Raw genomic sequence first — 23,874 nt, forward strand, 5'->3', positions numbered from 1 at the left:
AACTCATATCAAACGATATCACTCCCATTATTTCAGACAACCATGAATCGCAGCGAGCTATCCATCCTAATCCCTACCTACAACGATTGTTGTGTAGATTTGGTCAAAGCACTGGCTTGTCAAGCAGCGAACATACCCAAACTACACTATGAAATCATCGTGGTAGATGATGGTTCCACACGCCCAGAAACGAAACTGCAAGCTACTGAAATCAATGCGTTGGACAACTGTAGATTCATCAGTAGGAACATCAATGTAGGACGTGCTAAAATTCGAAACATACTTACTGTCATGGCGCGCCATCACTGGCTGCTGTTCTTGGATAGTGACATGAAAATCACGAGAGACGATTTCATTCTGCAATATCTTCAAGCAAATCGACAGGCAATGGTCATCTATGGAGGCAACTGCGTGCAACGCCCGATGAAACCTGCCGACGGAACGTTGAAATATCGTTATGAGACTGCGGCTGAGGATTCACATTCGGCAGCAGAGCGCAACAAGTCACCTTATCAACAGTTTAACACTTCCAACTTCATGGTGGCCAAGTCGGTGATGGAGGCTCTTCCTTTTGATGACCGAATACAAACCTATGGCTATGAAGACGTGCTGTTTGGCAGGTCTTTAGAGGCAGCCGGCATCAACATTTACCACATTGACAATCCTGTTGGTTTTCAACAGTTTGAATCAAACGTCAGCTTCCTGGCAAAAACAGAGGAAGCCATGTACACGCTCAACTTATACCACGAAGAACTGAAAGGCTATTCGAAAGTTTTGGATGCTTATCACAAACTTCGTCTTTTGGGCCTGGCCCCACTCGTTCGGTGGTTCTTTCATGCCGCACAAACAAAGATGAAAACCAATCTACTTGGTACCCATCCCTCTCTCTTCATCTACAAATGTTACAAATTAGGGCTTTACGCAACCATTGCACACGGTAAGCATCGTAACAAGAAAAAAATAAAAGATTAAATTTTGCTGGACGTTCATTCAGGTGCTGAACTCTATAGATAATTTAAAGGTATTGTTTTCATATCACTTTATCATTAATTTTACAACCTCAAAACAGCAAAATGGTACGAGCAGTGGTACGAATTTGGTACGGATTATGTACCAAAATGTTCCTTTTTGTGCCTTTTTGCTCCTTTTTTGTAAAGTGATATTACGCTATCCTAATAGCAGATAAAACATTGAATACCAATTAGTTATGAATTTGGTTTTCGTTGTTTTTTGTTGTTCTCAAGTGATTCCGTTGGGGTTCGAACCCAAGACCCACAGCTTAGAAGGCTGTTGCTCTAATCCAACTGAGCTACGGAACCGATAATCGACTGCAAAAGTAATCATTTTGATTGAGAGTAAGGCGATGAAACGGCTTGTTTCAGTAGAAGTTAGCATTTTTTAACAAACACGGTTAGTCATTTGTTGGCGAACCTCACACTACTCACAATCTGCTGCTACTCAAAAAGTTCGTTCGTTATTTTTGTCCTATAAAATGACAATAAAACGATTATGAAAAATATCTAATCTAGAAAAAATTAATAGGCCGATGGTATGCAAAAATTGAATTGCATGGTTAGAAAAAACGAATTTTCGGCATAAACGATGCAAAAACAGCATTTTTTAGCACCATATTGGCGGACAACCATCATGCTCTAAAGTGCTAAAAGCATGGAGATTGGAGGCATAGAGCATTGCTTTTGCGGCCGAGATGAACTTCAGAAGGAGCAAAGATGGTTACCAACAAATGCAAATCATTCATTATCAACCAACTACAAATCTCTCTCATTTAGGCTGTATTTCGAAGCAATGAAAGGTTGATTCATCAATAAGCGAAATATAAGCGGGCTGTTGTCAAGATAAATTTATCATCAACCACCTGCTTACCAAAGGGTTCAATGACATTATAACAAGCATGAGAAATGCCTTATTGAGAAATGACAACGGCCTCTCCTACTCGTCATTCAATGCGTTCAAGCATCTTTAATCCGTTGAGCGTGCATATTCCACGGATGAATAATAAAATGATGTTACGAAAGACTATCTGTAGGCCATGTTCCTTATACAGCTGACTGGTCATTGCAAAACGAACAGCTTCACGCGCCACTTCCACAACGATGTGATAATTAGTGTCTGGCCTAAAGAAGCCCTCTTTTACGCCTCTATCAATAAAGTTATACGCATCTTCATCCCGTTTCTTATGCTTGTTCTCAAGATAAGTTTGAACACGTTTGTATTTTTGCACTTCATCAAAATATAGCGGAGAAATCTCTGACAAACGATGGGCCTGGTAATTGTAGAATTCAATCAATATATCCATGACATGATGGTTGTCCTGCTCACTGAAATCCTTCATGTGCTCATCAAATTCTTGCTCGGCAGCTTTCATGCCTTCCAGCAGCAGTTCCTCCTTGTTGCTGTATATCTCGTACACCGTGCGCTTGGATATGGATAATCTCCGGGCGATGTCATCCATCTTGACCGCCTTGATGCCCTTCTCGAAAAATTCGTTCATGGCTGCTTTCAAGATACGCTCACGCAACTCTTGTCGATAAGGCGTTTGACCGATCACTCTATTCATTCCTTTTACCATAACAGCGCAAAGATACAAAAAAGCATAAAAACTTGTTATTCTTTAATGGTTTTTTCTTAACTTTGTTCCGTTATCAACTAATAAAACGTTTAATCATTGGGAGAGATAGCTGGGTAGATTTTTATTAAATTCATGCCCTTTTTACCCTCCATTTAGTACTATAATCCAATGTTAAAAATCACCAAAGAAGCAGCTCTTGCTTACCATGAGGGGGAACGTCCCGGCAAAATCGAAGTGAAACCGACCAAGCCTTACAGGACACAAACCGACCTCAGTCTGGCCTATTCACCAGGCGTGGCCTACCCGTGTCTTGAGATTCAGAACAATGAAAATGACGCTTACAAATATACCAACAAGGGCAACTTAGTTGCTGTCATCTCCAACGGCACGGCAGTGCTGGGCTTGGGGGACATTGGTGCCATGAGTGGTAAGCCCGTGATGGAAGGCAAAGGCTTGCTATTCAAGATATATGGCGGCATCGATGTGTTCGACATCGAGGTAAACGAGAAAGATCCCGTGAAATTTTGTGAGACCGTTGAAAGGATTGCACCGTCGTTTGGCGGCATCAATCTGGAAGACATCAAAGCGCCTGAATGTTTCTATATCGAGGAAAGGTTGAAGAAAAATCTCGACATCCCCGTAATGCACGATGACCAACATGGCACGGCCATCATATCAGCCGCAGGTCTGAAGAACGCTTTAGAGGTTGCCGGTAAGGACATTAAGAAAGCCAAATTGGTTATCAATGGCGCAGGAGCTGCTGCCATCAGCTGTACCAAATTGTACGTGGCTTTGGGGGTGAAGAAAGAAAATATCCTGATGCTGGATTCGCACGGAGTGATTACAACAGACCGTACCGACCTGAACCCAGAAAAAGCAATATTCGCTACCAACCGCAAGGACGTACACACGTTGGAGGAAGCCCTTAAGGATGCCGACGTATTCGTGGGTTTATCAAGAGGCAATATTCTATCCAAAGACATGATCCGTTCGATGGCTTCCAACCCTATCGTGTTCGCATTGGCCAATCCCGTGCCTGAAATTAGCTACGAAGACGCCCTTGACAGTCGGCCAGACGTCATCATGTCAACCGGTCGCAGCGATTATCCTAATCAAATTAACAATGTCATTGGCTTCCCATACATCTTCCGTGGTGCGCTGGATGTACATGCCAAGGCCATCAATGAGGAAATGAAGATGGCCGCCGTACATGCCATAGCCGACCTGGCCAAACAACCCATTCCGGATGTGGTCAATGAAGTTTACCACATCAATGACTTGAGTTTTGGTCCCAAGTATTTCATTCCAAAGCCCATAGACCCGCGCCTCATCACAGCAGTGAGTGCGGCTGTTGCCAAAGCAGCCGTAGAGAGTGGTGTGGCCAGGACACCTATCAAGGACTGGGATAAGTACAAGGAGAATTTGAAGCAGTTGCTCGGACAGGAATCTAAGTTTACGAGAACCCTGCATGCCACGGCCGCTCGGCATCCGCAGCGCATTGTGTTTGCAGAAGGTGGACACCCCACCATGATGAAAGCGGCTGTGCAGGCGAAGCAAGAAGGCATTTGCTTCCCCATTCTGTTAGGAAATCCAGACAGGCTTAACCGACTGGCTAACAGACTGAAACTTGACCTCACGGGGATCAAAATCATAGACATGCGCGCAGATAAGGAACAAGGAAAGCGCGCGAAGTTTGCTAAACACATGTCAGAAAAGCTTGAACGACAAGGGTATACCTTCGAAGAAGCGTACGACAAGATGTACGAGCGCAACTATTTTGGCATGTCGATGGTTGAAAATGGTGATGCAGATGGCTTCATCACAGGACTCTACACAAAATACTCGAACACTATTAAGGTGGCCAAAGAGGTGATTGGCATTCGTCCCGGATTCAAAACTTTCGCTACCATGCACATCCTTGATACCAAAAAAGGCATCTACTACATCTCTGACACCTTGATTAACAGGCACCCAGACGAGAATGTGCTGTATGACATTGCGCGCCTCAGTGCTGACGCTGTAAGATTCTTCAATGACAAGCCAGTCATGGCGATGATTAGCTATTCCAACTTTGGAACAGACACGATTGGAAGTCCACAAAAGGTTCATGCGGCCGTAGAAAAAATGCAACAAGAGTTCCCAGACTTGGCTGTTGATGGCGAAATGCAGGTTAATTTTGCCATGGACAAAAAATTACGGGACGACAAATATCCATTCACTCGCTTGAAGGGTAAGAACGTCAACACGCTGATTTTCTCAAACATGAGCAGTGCCAACGGCAGTTATAAATTGCTGCAAGCCCTCAATTCGGATGCAGAAATCATCGGTCCGATACAAATGGGATTGAAAAAACCAATCCATTTTACTGACTTCGAATGTTCTGTGCGCGACATTGTAAACATCACAGCCGTAGCTGCCATCGATGCTTACGTGGAGAAAATCAAGAATTCAAAAAAATAAATTTAATGTAGAAAGTGCCAACAACGCAGTTTATGCTGTTTGTTGGCATTTGCATTTTGTCTATCAACCCATTGCTACATGATTACATTTCCATGTGCCAAAATCAATTTAGGCCTTAACGTAGTAGGCGTTCGGCCAGATGGTTACCACAACATAGAAACCGTGTTCTTCCCCATTCCGTTGCACGACACGCTTGAAATAACACGCATGGACGAACAGTTTCCGTCCGATAATCCGTGCGATTTGAAGATAACAGGGATGGCACTCGATGTTCAAGAAGACAACAATCTCGTCATCCAGGCTTACCATTTGCTGGCCAAAGACTTCCCACTACCGCGTATTCACGCTCATCTATACAAGAAAATCCCCTCACAAGCGGGCTTAGGAGGCGGATCGAGTGATGCTGCTTTCATGATCAGACTGCTCAATGAACAGTTCAAACTCAATCTCACCACCGCTGACATGGAGCAATATGCTGCCCAACTGGGTGCTGATTGCGCTTTCTTCATCACCGCCAAACCTTCGTTTGCGACGGGAATTGGTGACCAACTCGTGCCAACAGAGCTACCAAAAAGGAATCTTGAAGGGTGTTATCTCGCACTGATTAAGCCCGACATAGCCGTTTCAACCAAAGATGCTTATGCCAAAATTGAGGTGAAACAACCTGCCAAATGCTGCCGTGACATCATCGTTCAGCCCGTTGAAACGTGGAAAAACGAACTATTGAACGACTTTGAAATACCCGTATTCAAGTTGTATCCGAAGCTGAAACACATCAAAGAGCAGCTCTACCAGCAAGGGGCTGTGTATGCAGCCATGAGCGGAAGCGGCAGTACCATTTATGGTATTTTCAAAAAAGAACCACAAGGAATCAGTCAGTTATTCGACGATTGCTTTACAACCGTACTTCCCTTATAGGGTTTGAGAGTTAACTAAGGTGAAACGTAACCTCACAGTTGACGCATAAACTCTTCAGCTTCATGCAGCGTTTCTTGCTTGCCAACATCCATCAACTTGAGGTTTGACTCTACATGTCCAATGATGGGAACCTGATTACACACGCTTAAATAGAAATCAATCACGCCAAAACGGTCAGGAAAAGCATCCATCCATGGAAACAACTGTGGTGAAAAGGTGTGAATACCAGCAAAGGCAAGTTTCTTATACTGCGCCACATTCAAGTTTGGATAGGGCGAACGAACCTCCCCTGTCTTCACGTTCGTCCAACCAACCAAGCGCATGTTGTCATCAAAAAGCAGGTAACGATTGGTGTTACGTTCGCTTACCAGCAAGGTTGCCGCAGCCTCCGTATGCGCGAAATAAAAGCGTTGAAGGTTGATGTTGCTTAGTATATCAACGTTATGAATCAATATTCTAGCGTCCCCAAACAAGCGCTTTGCAGCCTTAATACCACCTCCCGTATCGAGCAACTGGTTGGTTTCATCGCTGATACGGATATCTAAACCAAAATAATGATTTACTTCTAAGTATTGAATAATTTGCTCGGAGAAATGATGCACATTGACAATAATACGATTAAAACCAGCATCTTTTAACTTGAATATTACCTGTTTGAGCAAAGGTTCTCCACCAACTTCCACCAAAGCCTTTGGCACATGGTCAGTCAGCGGTTTGAGTCTGGTCCCCAATCCAGCTGCTAAAATCATCGCTTGCATCATTTCTTTATCTTCATTCATCATTACTTATCTCTCTCACTCAACGCTGTCAAAACCAATAGACATTTCAGTTTTCACTCACAAAATGACTACTTTGCCTCCAACGTTTGCTCTATTTTCTGTTCACGGTGATTGATTCTAACCTCAATACCGAACTTGTCATGAATGTGTTCTGCCAAATGTTGCGCGCAATATACGCTGCGGTGTTGTCCGCCTGTGCAACCAAATGAGAATATCAAACTGGTAAATCCCCGCTCAAGATATCGTGCCACGTGATGATCGGCCAGTTGGTAAACATTATCAAGGAAGACGAGTATCTCGCCATCATCTTCCAAGAAACGAATCACAGGCTCATCCAAACCCGTCAAATTCTTATAAGGTTCGTATCGTCCGGGGTTGTGAGTTGACCGACAATCAAACACATATCCGCCCCCATTTCCTGTGGGATCTTCGGGAATACCTTTGTGATAAGAAAAACTGTTCACACGAACAATCAGCTCACCTCTATCATCATATTTGGAAAAAGTGGCGGGTCCATCAACCGGATTGGCCTTAAATATATTGTTATCCGTAATCTTGAAGCCGTCAGTTCTTTTCACTTTTCGCTCCTCTTTGTTGGCAAATTGCGGCAATTCCGTCATCTCTTTGAGGATGCTCATCATGTATGGATAGGGAAAAACATGCTCGCCAAGCTTTATAAGTTCACGAAGATTCTGCATGGCTGCTGGAATAGATTGAATAAAATGCTTCTTCCGCTCGAAATATCCACGAAAGCCGTATGCGCCCAAGACCTGTAACGTGCGAAACAGCACAAAGAGATTCAATCGCTCAACGAAGTGTCTGCTCGATGGAACTTCCGTATATTGTTTCAAAGACTCATAATAAGCAGAAACCAAATCACGACGCAATTTAAAAGGATATTTAGCTGATGCCTGCCACAAGAAGGACGCCAAGTCATAATAGTATGGTCCTTTTCTGCCTCCTTGGTAGTCAATAAAATAGGGATTACCATCGTTGTCAAGCATCACATTGCGTGCTTGAAAATCGCGATACAAGAAACATTCTGCTGGCTCTGCCGTTAAATCTTTGGCAAACATACGAAAATTGGCCTCCAACATCAGCTCGTGGAAATCGATTCCTGTCGCTTTCAGAAAGCAATACTTGAAGTAGTTCAGGTCAAACAACACGCTTTCTACATTGAATTCGGGTTGTGGATAACATTGTTGAAAGTCGAGTCCAACGGCTCCCCTCACTTGCATTTCGGGCAATGCTTGAAGCGTTTTGGTCAACAGCTGCTTTTCTTTTTGCGTGTATCTGCCGCCAGCATCACGGGCACTTTTCAGCATATCAAACAACGAAGTATGTCCCAAATCGGTCTGAAGATACCTCAGTTCATCGTCACTAACAGCCAAAATCTGAGGAACGGGAAGCTGTTTGACCGTAAAATGCTCTGTTAAATAAATGAACGCATGATTCTCATCCCGACTGGTACCTATCACTGCGATCACCGATTGGCCTGATTTGTTGCCAAAACGATAATAAACACGATTGCTGCCAGCCCCTTCCAACTTCTCTATAGTGGAAGGTTTCTCACCCGCCCATTGCGCATAAAGTTTTATAAGTTTCTCCATATATTTCGATTCTTCTCCCCTTTGCTCCACGGGTTTACAGCACATTGAACCGTAACACGCTCGTTGATGAAAGGTGATATAGACAGAATGACAAGACAAAATTAAGCATTTTTTAGTGAAAAAACGGATGAACGGGCAGGAAAAGACAAATATATCCTCCCTCAACAACAGCCCCAAGCATGCGGAAAGGTCTGTCTAAAAAAAAGAATCGGATGTCATCCCGACATCCGATTTAAAAAAACAAACTACTTAAAAACTAATCTACTAAAACAAATCAAAAATATCTTATCTACTTAACACTTTAATCAATATTTTCGTATTTACGTTGCAAAGATATATGTTTTGGTTTTAATTTCAAAATTTTTTGATATAAAATAACGCATTTTTTATACAATATGCATAAAATAAGAGGGTGTGCCTACAAATAGACACACCCTCTCGTTTATTTTAATCAAATTGATATTTACATCATGCCACCCATTCCTGGCGCTGCCGGCATAGCTGGTTTTTCCTCTGGCTTGTCAACGATAAGACATTCAGTGGTTAAGAACATGCCTGCAATCGACGCGGCATTCTCCAGTGCCACACGAGCAACTTTCGCCGGATCTACGATACCCTCTTTACGCAAGTCCTCGTAAGAATCGGTACGAGCATTGTATCCGTAGTCATCTTTGCCCTGACGTACCTTGTCAACAACAACAGCACCTTCGCCACCAGCATTGGTTACAATCTGTCGAAGTGGCTCCTCGATGGCACGCTCTACGATGTTGATACCAGTCTGTTCGTCAGTATTCACACCCTTCACACCCTTCAATGCGTCGAGCGCACGGATGTAAGTGATGCCACCACCGGCCACAACACCTTCTTCAATGGCTGCGCGAGTTGCACACAGAGCATCGTCAACGCGATCTTTCTTCTCCTTCATTTCAACCTCGCTGTTAGCACCTACATAAAGAACGGCTACGCCACCAGAGAGTTTGGCCAAACGTTCCTGCAACTTCTCCTTGTCGTATGAGCTTGTGGTATTTTCAATCTCGGCCTTGATTTGATTGATACGAGCCTGGATATTCTCGCTCTGTCCACCACCGTTAACAACGGTTGTGTAGTCCTTGTTGACCGTAACTTTCTCGGCAGAACCCAACATTTCAAGGGTAGCCTGCTCAAGTTTCAACCCTTTTTCCTCACTGATAACCACACCACCTGTCAAGATAGCGATGTCTTCCAACATGGCCTTACGGCGATCGCCAAAGCCAGGAGCCTTAACAGCGCATATCTTCAAACCGGCACGCAGGCGGTTCACAACCAACGTTGTCAATGCCTCAGAATCTACATCCTCTGCGATGACCAACAATGGACGGCCACTTTCGGCTGCATTCTGCAAGATAGGTAAGAATTCTTTGATGTTGGATATCTTCTTTTCGTAAATCAAGATGTATGGATTTTCCATCACACTCTCCATCTTGTCCGTGTCGGTCACGAAGTAACTTGACAGATATCCGCGGTCAAACTGCATACCCTCTACCACGCCGATGTTGGTATCGCGGCTCTTGCTCTCCTCGATAGTGATCACACCGTTCTTGCTCACCTTGCGCATAGCGTCGGCCAAGAGCTTACCAATCTCTGCGTCGTTGTTAGCAGACACGGTAGCCACTTGTTCTATCTTGTCGTAATTGTTACCCACTTGTTCTGCATGCGCCTTGATATATTCAACCACTGCACTGACAGCCTTGTCAATACCACGCTTCAAATCCATGGGGTTGGCACCAGCGGTCACGTTCTTCAAACCTTCAGACACAATGGCCTGTGTCAAGATGGTTGCCGTTGTGGTTCCGTCACCAGCATCGTCACCCGTCTTGGATGCAACGCTCTTCACAAGCTGTGCACCGGTGTTTTCAAATGCATCCTCCAGTTCTATTTCTTTTGCTACGGTCACTCCGTCCTTAGTAATTTGCGGAGCACCGAACTTCTTCTCAATCACAACGTTGCGACCCTTAGGCCCCAGTGTGATTTTCACTGCATTCGCCAACTTGTCAACGCCCTGCTTGAGCAAGTCTCTTGCTTCAACATCGAATTTAATATCTTTTGCCATAATTTTTATATTCTGTATTTATATTGGTTCTATAGTATGTTAATCGTAAAAAATGCACCTGTGTGGTACTTACTTGACCACAGCAAGAACATCGCTCTGACGCATAATCAAATAGGTGTCACCGTCAAATTCTAATTCCGTGCCACTATATTTTCCGTATAGCACCTCATCTCCTTCCTTGAGAACCATCTCTTCGTCTTTCGTACCGTTACCCACGGCTACCACTTTACCATGCAATGGTTTTTCTTTTGCGGTGTCTGGAATAATGATTCCACCTACTTTCTCTTCTGCTGGTGCTGGAGCAACCAACACTCTGTCTGCTAATGGTTTAACTTTCATAATAATAATTTTTAAGTTCTTCTATATTCTATTCATGTATCTTGAGAGATGTTCAATATCTTCAGAACATCAAACTACAAGACTCACCCTTTCCATGCGAAAAACGTGCCAACTCAGCCGCATGTCATTTTTGTCAGTCTGCTGTCTGCCACTTTTGTCAGTCTGCTGCCTGTCAAATCTGTTATTTGCCAAATTTGTCAGTTGATGCGTTAACCCTTCCAGTGTTGATGACATATCTATATAAAGAAATGTTCATGCCCCATTTAGGTGGAATAGAAACAAGTGAACGATGAAGCATGAAGGTCGCACCTATTGTTGATATTTTTTATCAAATTTCGCCACTAAAACGGCACTTGTAAATCTTCAATCTAGAAAAAATCAATAGGCCTGGAGGAAACATACAGGAGTTCATCGTGCAAGAAAAATGGCATTTTGGCGCAAAGTCAATGTGTTTGCCTCTCAAGATGCATCAGTTTATCGGCCAATTCACATGACTTATCGATACAAAAGCATGCAAATAACACCTTTAGAGCATTGCTTTTGGCTTGAAAAATCGTACAAAATGGGCACAAAACAAGCCACAAAATCCATAACTCATTGTCCATCAACCATATCCAAAACCCGCTCATATTTGGCGTATTTGCGACGAGGTGTAAGGTCGTTGACAAATAAGCCAAGCATGAAGAGGTTGGTTGTCAAGAAAATTCACTTGCATGTATCAGCGTGATTTTCATCTTGACAACAGATATTCTCTTTCGATTTTTTAGCACAACCAGCCTATGTTTCGGGATTTTTTTCTACCTTTGCAAGACACATATTTATAAACGACTCAAATTAAGCATTAGAGATGAAACAGACGATTCTTGTCACTGGCGGAACTGGCTTTATCGGTTCACATACAACCGTTGAACTACAACAGGCGGGCTACAACGTTGTTATTGTAGACAATCTTTCTAACTCAAAGATAGAGGTCCTTGATGGCATCGAAAAAATTACAGGAATACGCCCCTGCTTTGAGAAGATAGACCTGTGCAATGAAGAAGAGACGGAAGCTGTTTTCAAAAAATATGACAACATTGCCGGCATCATCCACTTCGCTGCCTCCAAGGCTGTTGGTGAGAGTGTGGAGAAGCCTTTGATGTATTACAGAAACAACATCACCTCTTTAATCAACTTGCTGGAGCTGATGCCCAAGTATCATGTCAAAGGAATCATCTTCTCGAGCAGTTGTACCGTCTACGGTCAGCCCACCAAGGAGAACCTCCCCGTGACGGAGGAAGCACCCATACAAAAGGCACTTTCGCCCTACGGCAACACCAAACAGATTAACGAAGAAATCATACAAGACTATATTCACAGCGGTGCAGCCATCAAGAGCATCATCTTGAGATACTTCAATCCCATTGGAGCGCATCCATCTGCCCTGATTGGCGAGTTGCCCAATGGCGTGCCAAACAATTTGATTCCATACGTTACGCAAACGGCCATGGGCATTCGCAAGCAGCTGACCATCTTCGGAAACGATTACGACACACCCGACGGAACGTGCATTCGCGACTATATCTATGTGGTAGATTTGGCCAAGGCACACGTCGCTGCCATGAGAAGGGTGTTGGAAGAAGATGCCGACCGCATGGAAATTTTCAACATCGGCACGGGAAGAGGCGAATCAACGCTTGAAATCGTTGAGGGATTTGAGAAAGCAACGGGGGTAAAACTCAATTGGAAGTTCGGCCCGCGGCGTGAAGGCGACATCGAAAAAGTATGGGGCAACGTGGACAAAGCCAACCAAGTGTTGGGTTGGAAGGCCGACACACCCATTGAGGACGTGCTGGCATCAGCCTGGAAATGGCAAGAGAAATTGCGTGAAGACGGAGTGATGTAAGCCCTTATCAACCCTTCGGGAGAAGGTACGAGGCAACATCTAACCCTGCAATCTATCAGCCAGTTATCCCATGTATGAAGCAGGATCACTGGCTGGTTATGTATAATTTTGTTAATATTGTTTAACAAAACACCTTTCAAGGAGTTGATATTTCGACAGATAAGCTTTTTATCGTAAATTTGCACCCGCTGTCACGAGTTGACGGCATTAATTCAAACCTAAAAATAATAAAACAAAAAAATGGCAACAAAGATTAGATTGCAGCGCGGCGGTCGCAAAGGCTATGCTTTCTATAGCATCGTAATCGCTGACTCAAGAGCACCACGAGATGGTAAATTTATTGAAAAGATTGGAACGTATAATCCCAATACGAATCCAGCAGCTGTAGATTTGAATTTTGACAGAGCTCTTTATTGGCTTGAGGTTGGCGCACAACCCACAGACACAGCTCGTAACATTCTCAAGCGCGAGGGTGTGTATCTCATGAAGCACCTGCGTGGCGGTGTAAAGAAGGGAGCATTTGACGAGGCTGCTATGCAAAGCAAGTTCGACGCTTGGAAGCAAGACAAGGACAAAGGATTGCAAACAAGGGCTGAGATTGAAGCTCAGACTAAGAAGGATGCAGCAGCAAAAGAACTCGAAGCAGAAAAGAAGATTAATGCTGAAATAGCCAAGAAGGTAGCAGAGAAGAAGGCAGCCGCACAGGCTGAAGAAGCAAAAGCTGCTGCCGAAGAAGAGGCTGAGGCTACCACTGCTGAGGCAGAAGCTACTACAGAAGAGGCTCCTGCTGCTGCAGAATAAGACAGCAATTTTACGCAGACAGGTGAGGCTGACAGTCGGTTCAAGCGATACAAAAACGCAAGACGAATCACGCCTAACGGTTAACGTTGGTTTTGACTTACCTCACATGAAACATGTCTGTTAAACGATAATGAGTTCGGTGTTTCACCGAACTCATTGTCGTTTTTATAGCCTCTGCCTACCCACTATATAACTAAATGCACGAAATACACGCAGAGCGGATGGCATTTTTTCGGTATAGTAAAAAGATCTATTGAAGTCCTACCCTTGTTTTTTGTCGCCAAAAATCATATAAAAGTTCCAAAAAATGAGGTCTGTCAGTGCTATTGTTGCAAATATTTTGTATCTTTGTGTATTGTATGATGGAAATCAAAGAGTTAAACAAAAATTCAAAGGATATCGAGCTTGTCAAGCAGTTGTACGTTGAGGCATTTCCAAAAGTTGAGCGAATACCCTTCGACGCATTGCTATTGTTACAAGAAAGAGCAGATATCAAATTCCTCGGATTTTATGATGAAAACGGCCAATTTAAGGGACTGACCTATACTTATCATCATGATGATTTGAGTTGGCTGTTTTATTTCGCGGTCATGCCCAGTGAGCGAGGCAAAGGAATCGGTACGAAAATCCTCCAACGGTTATTAGAAAAGTATAAAGATGAGCGACTGATGATTGACATTGAAGACGTTGATCAGCCCGCTGACAACAGCCTACAGCGTAAGAAACGATACGAGTTTTATAAGCGAATGGGCTTCGTTGACTACGGATTGCGTAAAACATGGCCTGGAATTACCTACAACATCATGTCAAGTGGTGGACGTGTAACGTCGGATGAGTATGACAAAATCGTCAACGAATTCTGGGACTTACTGCAGCTAACCGGCGATTAAGCATGCCGGAAGATAAGTACTAAAAGAAAAAGCCACGATAACATCTCATGCAAGATGTTATCGTGGCTTGTTGTATGGATAGAGATTTTAGTCTTCCATCAGCTTTCTGTATCGGCCCTTTTTAATTTCCTCATCCCCCAATCGGCGGGCCTTGTTGATTTCATATTCAGAATAAGTTCCTTCAAAGTAGAACACTTCACCATCGCCTTCGAATGACAAAATGTGCGTACAGATACGGTCTAAGAACCATCGGTCATGACTGATGACTACCGCACAGCCTGCAAACGACTCCAAACCTTCTTCCAATGCACGGAGCGTATTTACGTCAATGTCATTGGTTGGCTCATCCAGCAATAGCACGTTTCCTTCTTGTTTCAGTGCCAAAGCCAGCTGCAAACGGTTGCGTTCGCCACCCGAAAGCACTGAACACATTTTATTTTGGTCGGTTCCAGAGAAGTTAAAACGCGACAAATAGGCACGAGCGTTAACGTCACGGCCACCCATTCGGAGAGTTTCATTACCCTGCGAAACCACTTCGTACACCGTCTTATTGGGGTCAATGTCCTTGTGTTGCTGGTCAACGTAAACCAGTTTCACGGTTTCACCCACCTCAAACGTACCGGCATCGGGCTGTTCCAATCCCATAATCAGACGGAAAAGCGTGGTCTTACCCGCTCCATTGGGACCGATAACACCTACGATACCATTCGGCGGCAGCATGAAGTTGAGATCGTTGAACAACACTTTTTCGCCAAAAGCTTTTTTCACATGCTGCGCCTCAATTACCTTGTTACCCAATCGTGGGCCGTTAGGAATGAAGATTTCCAGTTTCTCTTCCCTGGTCTTCTGCTCCTCATTCAACATCTGCTCATAGGAGTTCAAACGAGCTTTACCTTTAGCTTGGCGAGCTTTTGGAGCCATGCGAACCCATTCAAGCTCACGTTCAAGCGTCTTACGTCGCTTCGATGCCGTCTTTTCTTCTTGATCCATGCGCTTGGTTTTCTGCTCCAACCAAGAGGAGTAGTTGCCTTTCCATGGAATGCCTTCTCCCCTATCCAGCTCAAGAATCCACTCACTGACATCGTCCAGGAAGTATCTGTCGTGCGTAACGGCAATCACCGTACCCTCGTATTGTTGCAAATGCTGCTCCAACCAGTCGATGCTTTCTGCGTCAAGGTGGTTGGTTGGCTCGTCCAGTAACAAGACATCAGGCTTTTGCAGCAACAACTTACACAGTGCCACTCTACGCCGTTCGCCCCCAGAAAGATTGGTCACGGGCAGGTCACCCGCAGGACAACGCAGGGCTGCCATGGCCCTATCCAGTTTAGAATCCATGTTCCATGCATCTGTGGCATCGATGATATCTTGTATTTCAGCCTGCCGTTGCATCAGCTTGTCCATCTTGTCAGGATCACTATAATACTCTTCCATGCCAAATTTGACATTGATTTCATCGTATTCTTTCAGTGCGTCATACACATGCTGCACGCCCTCTTGCACATTTTGCTTCACTGTTTTATCTGCATCGAGGGGAGGATCCTGCGGAAGATAACCAACAGAGTAGCCAGGACTCCACACCACATCGCCTTGTGTGGGTTGTTCCAGCCCGGCAATAATCTTCATCAGTGTTGACTTACCCGCACCATTCAGACCTATGATGCCTATCTTCGCACCATAGAAGAATGACAGGTAAATGTCCTTGAGTACTTGTTTTTGGTTTTGTGGGATAATCTTTGAGACACCCACCATAGAGAAGATAACTTTCTTGTCGTCTACTGTTGCCATTATATAAAATATGTATTGAATGAAATATGCGATAAAAGCTGAACGCTTTTCTGTTGCTCATCCAAGATGAAAAGCCCCATGTTCACGCGTCGAAGTGAAGTAGGCGCGCCATGTACTTGCCCAAGATGTCGAACTCGATGTTAATAACAGACCCAATCTTGATGTCACAGAAATTGGTATTCTCTCGGGTATAGGGAATGATAGCCACCTTAAAACTGTTGTCCGTAGGCTCACATACGGTCAGCGAAACGCCGTTCACGGTGACACTACCCTTGTCAACAGTCATGTAACCACGCTTGGCCATCGTCTTGTCAAATGGATATTCAAAGGTGAAATAGGTTGACCCATCGGCATCTTCCATGCCCACACACGTCGCTGTTCCGTCGACATGACCTTGCACGATGTGCCCATCCAGACGTCCATTCATCAACATCGACCGCTCTACATTCACCCTGTCGCCCACTTTCAACAGCCCCAGGTTGCTTCTGATGAGGGTTTCCCTCATGGCTGTAACCGTGTAGGTGTCGTCAGTCAAACGAACTACCGTCAGACAAACACCATTGTGACTGATGCTTTGGTCAATCTTGAGATGATCTACAAACGAGCATTTGAAAGTGAAATCAATATTGTCTTGATCTCGATCGATGGCAACCAGTGTGGCCATTTCTTCTACGATTCCGGAAAACATAAGCTAAAGTGTAATTAAAAAGGCAGGAATGCACCTGCCTTTGTATCATAAAAAGGGGTTGCTCGATGATGTGATGAAACTCCGTACTTGATAAGATTTGAGAGCTCTCCGCCTTTGTAATCCACCGGCTTTACAGCTTAGTCCCTAAGGATTTATGTGGCCCGCCATTAGCAAGAGAAGTCTTCTCGGTTTCATTTTTTTATTGATGAGTATCCCGATCAAACCGACACAACCCCCATGTTGTATCATGTTTGTTATTGCAAAGATACATTTTTCGCTCGAAACGAGCAAATTTTACAACCTGTTTTCTGTTTGATTTTACATGAAATCACAGAATTGCTAAACTTTTTCATTACTTTTGTCGTCTAACAGACAACAATGGGAGTTGGGGACAAGTACCCCATCTTCCCGAGCAATCTGATAAAACATAACGAACACGGTATGAAAAATATTTGTACAACTTGCCTCCTGGCAATCATCTTCTTGTCATTGTCAACTCCTATTGAGGCGCGAAAGTGGTCACTGAAGGACTGCATCCATTACGCCCTATCCAACAACATCTCGCTGAAAAAGACCTCGCTCAAACATCTCAGTGCCATTGAAGACACCAAGCAGAGTCAAGCTGCGCTGTTGCCATCGCTGAACGCTGCCACCTCTCAAAATGTGACTTATCGGCCATGGCCGCAAACAGGTATCGCCGCTGAAGGCTATGTTCAGACTTCAATTGACAAGGTGTATTACAACGGAACTTACAGTGTGAACGGTAGTTGGACGGTATGGAACGGTGGAAGAAACACCAACACGGTGAAACTGAACAAGCTGACGGAGAAACAAGCCGCACTCGACTCGGCGACCATGGCCAACCAACTGATTGAGCAAATCGCGCAGCTTTATGTACAAATACTATATTCCAGTGAGGCCATCGCAGTGAACAAATCGATGTTGGCCTCGAGTGTGCAAAACGAAAAGCGTGGCGAAGAATTCATGAAAGTGCAGAAAATGAGTCGTGCCGACATGGCGCAGCTTACCGCCCAACGTGCTCAAGACGAATATAATGTGGTTGAAGCAGAGAGCAACTTGCGCAACTGCAAGCGACAGCTGAAGCAGCTTCTGCAACTGGTTGATGAAGATGAGTTTGAAATAGACGTGCCGCACACAACCGATGCCATGGCTCTACAACCGATTCCCACTGTGAAAGCGGTCTATTCGGCAGCGCTAAACTATCGGCCTGAAATACAAAATGCACAGCTGGGCATCGAGAGCAGCAATCTGAGTGTGAAGATTGCGAAGGCCAGCAGACTGCCCGTCATCGGAATCAACGCTGGTGTTGGTACCAGCACCACTTCGATGAGCGACTATCAATGGGGAAACCAACTGAAAAACAACTTTGACATTGGCGCTGGCATCTCATTGAGCATTCCGCTGTTTGACAACAGACAGGCAAAGACAGCCATGAACAAAGCCATGCTGCAAAAGCAAAACTACATGCTCGACTTGAAGGACAAACAAACCACCTTATATTCAAATATCGAAGACTATTGGCTGCAAGCGGTCAACAACCAGAACCGATTCAAGGCTGCCAAGGTGAGTACACAGAGCGCAGAAGAAAGTTTCAGACTGCTTAAAGCCAAGTTTGACGAGCAGCTCATCAACATCGTTGAACTCACAGACGGCAAAAACAAGCTCATGACAGCAGAACAAAATGAACTGCAAGCCAAGTACCTTGCGATATTGAATATTGGCTTATTGAAATTCTACCAAACGGGGTTGATGGAATAAAGGGTGCGTGTTATGGCCTAAAGCATCAACTCTTTTGGTGACGAAACAAAGGTGGTAGCTCCATGTTCCAATAAAAATTCTTTATCTCTAAATCCCCATAACACACTGATGCAAGGCATGTTGCTATTGCGTGCTGTGGCTATGTCTACATCACTGTCACCAACATAAACAGCATCCCGCCCATCATCATCCAATTGGCGCAAGGCTTCCAATACCGTGTCAGGTGCCGGCTTCTTCTTGATGTTTTCCCGTTCACCAATCGCTACCGTGACATAGTCGCTAAAAAAGTGTCGACAAAGGTCTTGCGTGGCATCATAGAACTTGTTGCTAACCACTGCTAACTTCTTGCCATGGGCATGCAAATTGGCCAAAAGCTCAAGTATCCCCGGGTAGGGTTTGGTATTGTCAAGATTATGAACCAAATAGTGTTGACGAAAATCAGCGTATGTAACCTCAAAGTCGGGATTGTCCAATCCGTTGGGAATGGCGCGCTCCATGAGTTTTTTCACACCATTACCCACAAACTTTCGCACCTCGCCAATGGTTCGTTCAGGCATGCCATGCATCTTCAAAGCTGCATTGCAACTAACGTATAAGTCTTGAAGCGAATCAAGCAAGGTACCATCTAAATCAAAAATATATGTACTGTATTCTTTCATGAACCCATGAGTGTTTAATTTGTTCTGTTGGCTGACTCCCATTGAAGTATTCTCTTCTTTCTGAAGGAAAAACCATTCGTTCATCAACGATTGGGCATATATTATCTGTGTCAACCCTGTTTCTGTCTACAAAGGTAGCATTTGTTTGTTGCATTGACAAACAAATGAACGTTTTTCATGGCTCCTGCCAAGGCTTCAACAGACGATTGTAAGGGGTGAAGCAAACCGCCTCATATTCTTTTGTTCAACATCCTTCAACCTTAGTATTTCATTGAAAATATGACGATAAACGACTCGTTATTGCGTAGGAGGAATTATGCTAACTTACAAGATATCAGGCGAATACGAAAACAAGTAACCAAACGACACTTCCAAATTAAAAAGTTCACAATTCAATTAACATGACTTTAGAGGTCAAACTCAATGACTTTGGAGGTTAAACTCAATGACTTTGGAGCCCAAACTCAATGCTATTGCCAGACGTGGCGTGAACGGTTGCATTCAGCTATCAGACTTCATCAATGAGAAACCAAAATAAATGCGCAATTATTTTGCCTTGTCTCTAACTTCAACTAACTTTGCATTCAAATCATATTTGCAATTGAAAACATGGACAAACAGCATAAAAACTACTATCTACTTGCTGCGGCCATCTGCGTTCTTCTGGTATGCGGATTGACCTTTTACTATTTCTTCAGTGCTTTTTCAACCTCAGAAACCACCAGCTATATCTACATAGACACGGATGATAACGCCGACTCGGTAGTGGCCAAGCTCACTCCCATTGCCCGTCAACATAGTCTTCATGGTTTTACCACGTTGATGAGGCACACCAAGTATGCCGACCACGTTCGCACAGGTAGGTATGCCATCAAGTCGGGAGAAGGGGCTTTCTCGGTTTTGAGGCACCTGAAAAATGGCATGCAAGAGCCTGTTAATCTTACCATTCCTACAGTCAGGACCGTTGAACGCTTGTCGGCCGAACTGGCAAAGCATCTGATGCTGGACAGTACAACGTTGGCCAGCGCATTGAAAAACGACACGCTGTGCCAAAAATACGGCTATGACACCACCACCATAGCGTGCATGTTCATTCCAAACACCTACGATATTTATTGGAATGTAAACATTAACAAGCTGTTGGATCGGATGAAAAAAGAGAGCAACAACTTCTGGAACGCCGATAGAAAAGCAAAAGCACAGCAACTGAAATTATCTCCAAACGAAGTGATTACCTTGGCCAGCATCGTTGATGAGGAAACGGCTAACAATGGAGAGAAGCCCATGATTGCTGGCATGTATTACAACCGACTGATGTTGCGCAATGCCGAATATCCCAACGGAATGCCACTGCAAGCTGACCCTACCATAAAATTTGCGTGGAAAGACTTTGGTTTGAGGCGCATATACAATAAGCTGTTAACCATCAAAAGTCCCTACAACACATATGTGAACACAGGCTTGCCACCAGGCCCCATCCGCATCGCCTCGATTGCTGGCATAGAGTCTGTGCTCAACCTGACGCATCACGACTACCTGTACATGTGTGCTAAAGAAGACTTCAGCGGAACACACAACTTTGCACGGACATACGCTGAACACAAAGTCAACGCAGCCAAATACGCCGCTGCATTGAACAAACGAGGCATTCAATAACAACTATCCGTTGTATGTTCAAACATGCTGTGGAGCTAAATTGAGCATTCATTTCCCAATCTTTTTGGATAAAAGAATCGTCTATAAATGAAAATACAATGTATTGATGACCAATACATTGTATTTTATATCGTTGTCGGGGCGACAGGATTCGAACCTGCGACCGCCTGTTCCCAAAACAGGAGCGCTACCGGGCTGCGCTACACCCCGCTTGCAGTTCATTGTTGAATTGCGAGTGCAAAGGTAAGATATATTTTTTTATTCGCAAAATTTTTTCAACAATTATTTCACAAACCGCACATGAACGCATGAATCACAGGATATTTTGCGCTTGTTAGCGTCATTAATGTGACAATTATGAGAATGAACGTTCCCGACACATTGTTTGTTAACACGGCTCATGCACGCTACAATCAATCTCTGTAAACCAAAACAGGGAAAGCATGATCTACTTTCCCTGTTATTATTTAGGTGCAAAAGTGCTACTTCTTGATGATACCTTGGTCCACAAACACCTTTTTCAACGCCTGAACACCCCGCTCTACTTGCTCTTCAGTATGCGTGGCCATCAGCGCAAAACGAACCAATGTGTCTTGCGGCGCACAGGCTGGAGGTATCACAGGGTTGATAAACACACCGTTGTCAAAAGCCAACTTGGTCACCATAAAGGTCTTATCAATGTCTCTCACATACAGCGGAATAATCGGACTCTCCGTTTCACCAATCTCAAAACCTTCTTCCTTGAAGCGTTTCAAGGCATAGCGAGTGACCTTCCAAAGATGCTCTATCCGCTCTGGTTCAGCCTGAATGATACGCAGGGCTTCGCGTGCGGCAGCTGTTGCGGCAGGCGTGTCAGACGCACTGAATATATAGGTGCGACAGGTATGGCGCAGATAGTTGATGGTGTCGCTGTCCGATGCAATAAAGCCACCAATGGAAGCCAAACTCTTTGAGAAGGTTCCCATAATGAGGTCAACCTCGTGGGTCAATCCAAAATGATCACAGACACCTCGACCTTGACGGCCAAAGACTCCCAATCCGTGCGCCTCATCAACCATGATGGAACAATTATACTTGCGTTTCAATTCAACAATAGCGGGCAAATTGGCCAAATCTCCCTCCATAGAGAACACTCCATCTACCACAATCAGCTTTACAGCATCGTAAGGAAGCTTTTGCAACAACCGCTCCAAATCGGCCATATCGTTGTGTTTATATCGCAGTTGTGTGGCGAACGACAAGCGGCGTCCATCCACAATACTGGCATGGTCACGGTCATCACAGAGGATATAGTCGTTGCGACCCACCACCATAGCCAATACACCTTGATTAACAGAGAACCCCGTAGGGAAACACAGTGTTTCATCTTTCCCCACGAAGGTGGCCAATTCTTTCTCCAATTGTACATGCAGGTCAAGCGTACCATTGAGGAATCGGCTTCCTGCACAGCCCGAACCATATTTATCCAAGGCCGCCTTGGCCGCACTGATGACACGCTCGTCACCTGTCAATCCAGTATAAGCGTTAGAGCCAAACATCAACACTCGATGTCCGCCCATCTCTACTTCCGTTCCTTGTTTACTGGTTATTTCCCTGAAATAAGGATACACGCCAGCATCCATGTATTTCTGAGGATCTCGATAATTTTTGTATCTTTCTTGTAATTGTCCCATTATATTTAAAATAGGTGTCCCACCCATAGTGAATAATATAGGCTGCAAAGATATAAAAATAATAACATAAATTGTTCCTTTCTCAACTAAAAACGCCAAATTTAAGTTTTTTACCAGATTTAAATGGATATATCACTGGAATTGTCGTACATTTGCGAATCATGTTCGCATGAATGAAAAAGTCTTTCGGAACAACAGCGTTAAAATAACAGACAATACACAAGATGAAGAAGATAAGATTCATCATGAACCCCATATCGGGAACCAGTGACAAGGACGGCATACCCAAAATGATTGACGCAAAGCTCGATCATGAGCAGTTTGAGTACGAAATCATTACGACCAATCATGCCGGTCATGCCTCCGAATTGGCTACTGAAGCCAAAGATTCTCATGTGGATATTGTCGTGGCTGTGGGTGGTGATGGCACTATCAATGAGGTGGCGCGCGCCATTGTGCATTCAGACACGGCACTGGGCATCATCCCCTGCGGTTCAGGTAATGGATTGGCGCGCCACATGCTCATTCCCATGAGTGTCAAGAAGTCCATCGAAATCATCAACAAATGCGTCATCCACGACTTCGACTACGGCATCATCAACGGCTATCCGTTCTTCTGTACCTGCGGCATGGGATTCGATGCCTATGTCAGTCAGAAGTTTGCTGAGTGCGGAAAGCGCGGCCCCATCACCTATGTTCAGAAGGTGTTGGAAGAAGGACTCAAATACAAACCAGAGACTTACGAAATCACCACCGAGAATGGTGTGAGCAAATACAAAGCCTTTCTCATCTCTTGTGCCAACGCATCGCAATACGGCAACAATGCTTTCATTGCGCCACAGGCATCGATGAGCGACGGACTGATGAACGTGATTATCATGGAACCCTTTGATATTATCGAGGCTCCACAAATCAGCATCGACATGTTCAACAAAACGCTTGACAAGAATTCCAAGATCAAGACTTTCACTACAAAGAAGCTCCACATACACCGCAGCAAGCCAGGGGTAATCCATTACGATGGCGACCCCGTGATGACAGGCAGAGACATTGACATTGAACTGGTGGAAAAGGGTATCAAGATCATCATCAACCCCGATGCTGACAAGAGTCAACGACAGCCAAACGCCATTCAGAGCGCCGCTGCCGAGCTGTTCAACGAAATCAACGTGGTACGCGAAGATATCTCTAAGCAAACACGACACATACAGGCTTTGAACAAAGTGTTGCAGAAGAAACTAAATTTCTAATGGCCACATACGACCGCAACCGC

The 23,874-nt window shown here is 44.4% G+C and carries 18 protein-coding genes and 2 tRNA genes; 9 read left to right on the forward strand and 11 right to left on the reverse strand.

All coding sequences use genetic code 11. The features are described 5' to 3' along the window. The first annotated feature begins 42 nt into the window (after positions 1-42). Positions 43-972 (forward strand): glycosyltransferase family 2 protein, encoded by a 930-nt coding sequence (locus tag HMPREF0650_RS07035; RefSeq protein ID WP_004349535.1) that lies wholly within the window; start codon positions 43-45, stop codon positions 970-972. Between the two features lie 272 nt (positions 973-1,244). Here the strand turns inward: HMPREF0650_RS07035 and HMPREF0650_RS07040 are convergent. Both HMPREF0650_RS07040 and HMPREF0650_RS07045 read right to left on the reverse strand, forming a co-directional pair. Further along, positions 1,245-1,319 (reverse strand) — tRNA-Arg (locus HMPREF0650_RS07040). Positions 1,320-1,957: 638 nt separating this feature from the next. Beyond that, the gene (locus HMPREF0650_RS07045) at positions 1,958-2,578 is read right to left on the reverse strand and encodes a TetR/AcrR family transcriptional regulator (protein ID WP_040562791.1); all 621 of its coding nucleotides are present in this window, start codon (positions 2,576-2,578) and stop codon (positions 1,958-1,960) included. A 180-nt stretch (positions 2,579-2,758) separates the two neighbouring features. Between HMPREF0650_RS07045 and HMPREF0650_RS07050 the strand changes: the two genes are divergently transcribed. Both HMPREF0650_RS07050 and ispE read left to right on the forward strand, forming a co-directional pair. Continuing rightward, a complete protein-coding gene (locus HMPREF0650_RS07050; RefSeq protein WP_004349540.1) occupies positions 2,759-5,050 on the forward strand; it encodes an NADP-dependent malic enzyme in 2,292 nt (763 codons plus the stop codon). Between the two features lie 78 nt (positions 5,051-5,128). Then, the gene (ispE, locus tag HMPREF0650_RS07055; RefSeq protein ID WP_004349541.1) at positions 5,129-5,968 is read left to right on the forward strand and encodes a 4-(cytidine 5'-diphospho)-2-C-methyl-D-erythritol kinase; all 840 of its coding nucleotides are present in this window, start codon (positions 5,129-5,131) and stop codon (positions 5,966-5,968) included. Between the two features lie 32 nt (positions 5,969-6,000). Here the strand turns inward: ispE and HMPREF0650_RS07060 are convergent, their stop codons facing one another. The 4 genes from HMPREF0650_RS07060 to HMPREF0650_RS07075 all read right to left on the reverse strand — a co-directional run bounded on the left by HMPREF0650_RS07060 (position 6,001) and on the right by HMPREF0650_RS07075 (position 10,785). After that, positions 6,001-6,729, reverse strand: coding sequence for a sugar phosphate nucleotidyltransferase (locus tag HMPREF0650_RS07060; RefSeq protein WP_040562792.1), 729 nt, complete (start codon positions 6,727-6,729; stop codon positions 6,001-6,003). Between the two features lie 86 nt (positions 6,730-6,815). Next, positions 6,816-8,357, reverse strand: coding sequence for a RapZ C-terminal domain-containing protein (locus HMPREF0650_RS07065; RefSeq protein ID WP_004349543.1), 1,542 nt, complete (start codon positions 8,355-8,357; stop codon positions 6,816-6,818). A gap of 463 nt (positions 8,358-8,820) precedes the next feature. Then, positions 8,821-10,446, reverse strand: a complete 1,626-nt coding sequence (groL, locus tag HMPREF0650_RS07070; RefSeq protein WP_004349544.1) for a chaperonin GroEL — start codon at positions 10,444-10,446, stop codon at positions 8,821-8,823. Between the two features lie 69 nt (positions 10,447-10,515). Next, positions 10,516-10,785: a co-chaperone GroES gene (locus HMPREF0650_RS07075; RefSeq protein ID WP_004349545.1), complete on the reverse strand. Its 270-nt coding sequence runs from the start codon at positions 10,783-10,785 to the stop codon at positions 10,516-10,518. Positions 10,786-11,632: 847 nt separating this feature from the next. Between HMPREF0650_RS07075 and galE the strand changes: the two genes are divergently transcribed. The 3 genes from galE to HMPREF0650_RS07090 all read left to right on the forward strand — a co-directional run bounded on the left by galE (position 11,633) and on the right by HMPREF0650_RS07090 (position 14,361). After that, positions 11,633-12,670, forward strand: a complete 1,038-nt coding sequence (galE, locus tag HMPREF0650_RS07080; protein ID WP_004349546.1) for a UDP-glucose 4-epimerase GalE — start codon at positions 11,633-11,635, stop codon at positions 12,668-12,670. Positions 12,671-12,910: 240 nt separating this feature from the next. Then, positions 12,911-13,471 (forward strand): 30S ribosomal protein S16, encoded by a 561-nt coding sequence (locus HMPREF0650_RS07085; RefSeq protein WP_004349547.1) that lies wholly within the window; start codon positions 12,911-12,913, stop codon positions 13,469-13,471. Positions 13,472-13,830: 359 nt separating this feature from the next. After that, a complete protein-coding gene (locus tag HMPREF0650_RS07090) occupies positions 13,831-14,361 on the forward strand; it encodes a GNAT family N-acetyltransferase (RefSeq protein ID WP_004349548.1) in 531 nt (176 codons plus the stop codon). Between the two features lie 87 nt (positions 14,362-14,448). Here HMPREF0650_RS07090 and ettA read toward each other — a convergent pair whose 3' ends face one another. Together ettA and HMPREF0650_RS07100 are read right to left on the reverse strand one after the other, a co-directional pair. Next, positions 14,449-16,146, reverse strand: coding sequence for an energy-dependent translational throttle protein EttA (gene ettA / locus HMPREF0650_RS07095; protein WP_004349550.1), 1,698 nt, complete (start codon positions 16,144-16,146; stop codon positions 14,449-14,451). Between the two features lie 82 nt (positions 16,147-16,228). After that, positions 16,229-16,834, reverse strand: a complete 606-nt coding sequence (locus HMPREF0650_RS07100) for a riboflavin synthase (RefSeq protein ID WP_004349551.1) — start codon at positions 16,832-16,834, stop codon at positions 16,229-16,231. A 441-nt stretch (positions 16,835-17,275) separates the two neighbouring features. On the opposite strand from HMPREF0650_RS07100, the gene HMPREF0650_RS07105 reads away from it, so the two are divergent. Beyond that, a complete protein-coding gene (locus HMPREF0650_RS07105) occupies positions 17,276-18,613 on the forward strand; it encodes a TolC family protein (RefSeq protein ID WP_040562793.1) in 1,338 nt (445 codons plus the stop codon). A 17-nt stretch (positions 18,614-18,630) separates the two neighbouring features. Here the strand turns inward: HMPREF0650_RS07105 and HMPREF0650_RS07110 are convergent, their stop codons facing one another. After that, the gene (locus tag HMPREF0650_RS07110; RefSeq protein ID WP_040562794.1) at positions 18,631-19,272 is read right to left on the reverse strand and encodes an HAD family hydrolase; all 642 of its coding nucleotides are present in this window, start codon (positions 19,270-19,272) and stop codon (positions 18,631-18,633) included. A gap of 609 nt (positions 19,273-19,881) precedes the next feature. Between HMPREF0650_RS07110 and mltG the strand changes: the two genes are divergently transcribed. Beyond that, positions 19,882-20,928 carry an endolytic transglycosylase MltG gene (gene mltG / locus HMPREF0650_RS07115; RefSeq protein ID WP_004349556.1) on the forward strand — a complete coding sequence of 349 codons (1,047 nt, stop codon included), beginning with the start codon at positions 19,882-19,884 and terminating at the stop codon, positions 20,926-20,928. 136 nt (positions 20,929-21,064) lie between these two features. Here mltG and HMPREF0650_RS07120 read toward each other — a convergent pair. Both HMPREF0650_RS07120 and spt read right to left on the reverse strand, forming a co-directional pair. Then, a tRNA-Pro gene (locus HMPREF0650_RS07120) sits at positions 21,065-21,138 on the reverse strand. A gap of 272 nt (positions 21,139-21,410) precedes the next feature. Further along, positions 21,411-22,601: a serine palmitoyltransferase gene (gene spt / locus HMPREF0650_RS07125; protein WP_004349557.1), complete on the reverse strand. Its 1,191-nt coding sequence runs from the start codon at positions 22,599-22,601 to the stop codon at positions 21,411-21,413. A 224-nt stretch (positions 22,602-22,825) separates the two neighbouring features. On the opposite strand from spt, the gene HMPREF0650_RS07130 reads away from it, so the two are divergent. After that, positions 22,826-23,851: a diacylglycerol/lipid kinase family protein gene (locus HMPREF0650_RS07130; RefSeq protein WP_004349558.1), complete on the forward strand. Its 1,026-nt coding sequence runs from the start codon at positions 22,826-22,828 to the stop codon at positions 23,849-23,851. Positions 23,852-23,874: the final 23 nt, after the last annotated feature.

The sequence above is a fragment of the Hoylesella buccalis ATCC 35310 genome, from assembly GCF_000177075.1.
GTDB lineage: Bacteria > Bacteroidota > Bacteroidia > Bacteroidales > Bacteroidaceae > Prevotella > Prevotella buccalis.

Excerpts from the sequence above, each read along its gene's own strand:
- HMPREF0650_RS07060 (WP_040562792.1), bottom strand. The coding sequence starts at position 6,729 with ATGATGCAAGCGATGATTTTAGCAGCTGGATTGGGGACCAGACTCAAA.
- HMPREF0650_RS07045 (WP_040562791.1), bottom strand. The coding sequence starts at position 2,578 with ATGAATAGAGTGATCGGTCAAACGCCTTATCGACAAGAGTTGCGTGAG.
- HMPREF0650_RS07100 (WP_004349551.1), bottom strand. The coding sequence starts at position 16,834 with ATGTTTTCCGGAATCGTAGAAGAAATGGCCACACTGGTTGCCATCGAT.
- HMPREF0650_RS07130 (WP_004349558.1), top strand. The coding sequence starts at position 22,826 with ATGAAGAAGATAAGATTCATCATGAACCCCATATCGGGAACCAGTGAC.
- spt (WP_004349557.1), bottom strand. The coding sequence starts at position 22,601 with ATGGGACAATTACAAGAAAGATACAAAAATTATCGAGATCCTCAGAAA.
- mltG (WP_004349556.1), top strand. The coding sequence starts at position 19,882 with ATGGACAAACAGCATAAAAACTACTATCTACTTGCTGCGGCCATCTGC.
- HMPREF0650_RS07075 (WP_004349545.1), bottom strand. The coding sequence starts at position 10,785 with ATGAAAGTTAAACCATTAGCAGACAGAGTGTTGGTTGCTCCAGCACCA.
- HMPREF0650_RS07090 (WP_004349548.1), top strand. The coding sequence starts at position 13,831 with ATGATGGAAATCAAAGAGTTAAACAAAAATTCAAAGGATATCGAGCTT.
- galE (WP_004349546.1), top strand. The coding sequence starts at position 11,633 with ATGAAACAGACGATTCTTGTCACTGGCGGAACTGGCTTTATCGGTTCA.
- ispE (WP_004349541.1), top strand. The coding sequence starts at position 5,129 with ATGATTACATTTCCATGTGCCAAAATCAATTTAGGCCTTAACGTAGTA.
- HMPREF0650_RS07105 (WP_040562793.1), top strand. The coding sequence starts at position 17,276 with ATGAAAAATATTTGTACAACTTGCCTCCTGGCAATCATCTTCTTGTCA.
- HMPREF0650_RS07050 (WP_004349540.1), top strand. The coding sequence starts at position 2,759 with ATGTTAAAAATCACCAAAGAAGCAGCTCTTGCTTACCATGAGGGGGAA.
- HMPREF0650_RS07110 (WP_040562794.1), bottom strand. The coding sequence starts at position 19,272 with ATGAAAGAATACAGTACATATATTTTTGATTTAGATGGTACCTTGCTT.
- groL (WP_004349544.1), bottom strand. The coding sequence starts at position 10,446 with ATGGCAAAAGATATTAAATTCGATGTTGAAGCAAGAGACTTGCTCAAG.
- HMPREF0650_RS07065 (WP_004349543.1), bottom strand. The coding sequence starts at position 8,357 with ATGGAGAAACTTATAAAACTTTATGCGCAATGGGCGGGTGAGAAACCT.
- HMPREF0650_RS07085 (WP_004349547.1), top strand. The coding sequence starts at position 12,911 with ATGGCAACAAAGATTAGATTGCAGCGCGGCGGTCGCAAAGGCTATGCT.
- ettA (WP_004349550.1), bottom strand. The coding sequence starts at position 16,146 with ATGGCAACAGTAGACGACAAGAAAGTTATCTTCTCTATGGTGGGTGTC.
- HMPREF0650_RS07035 (WP_004349535.1), top strand. The coding sequence starts at position 43 with ATGAATCGCAGCGAGCTATCCATCCTAATCCCTACCTACAACGATTGT.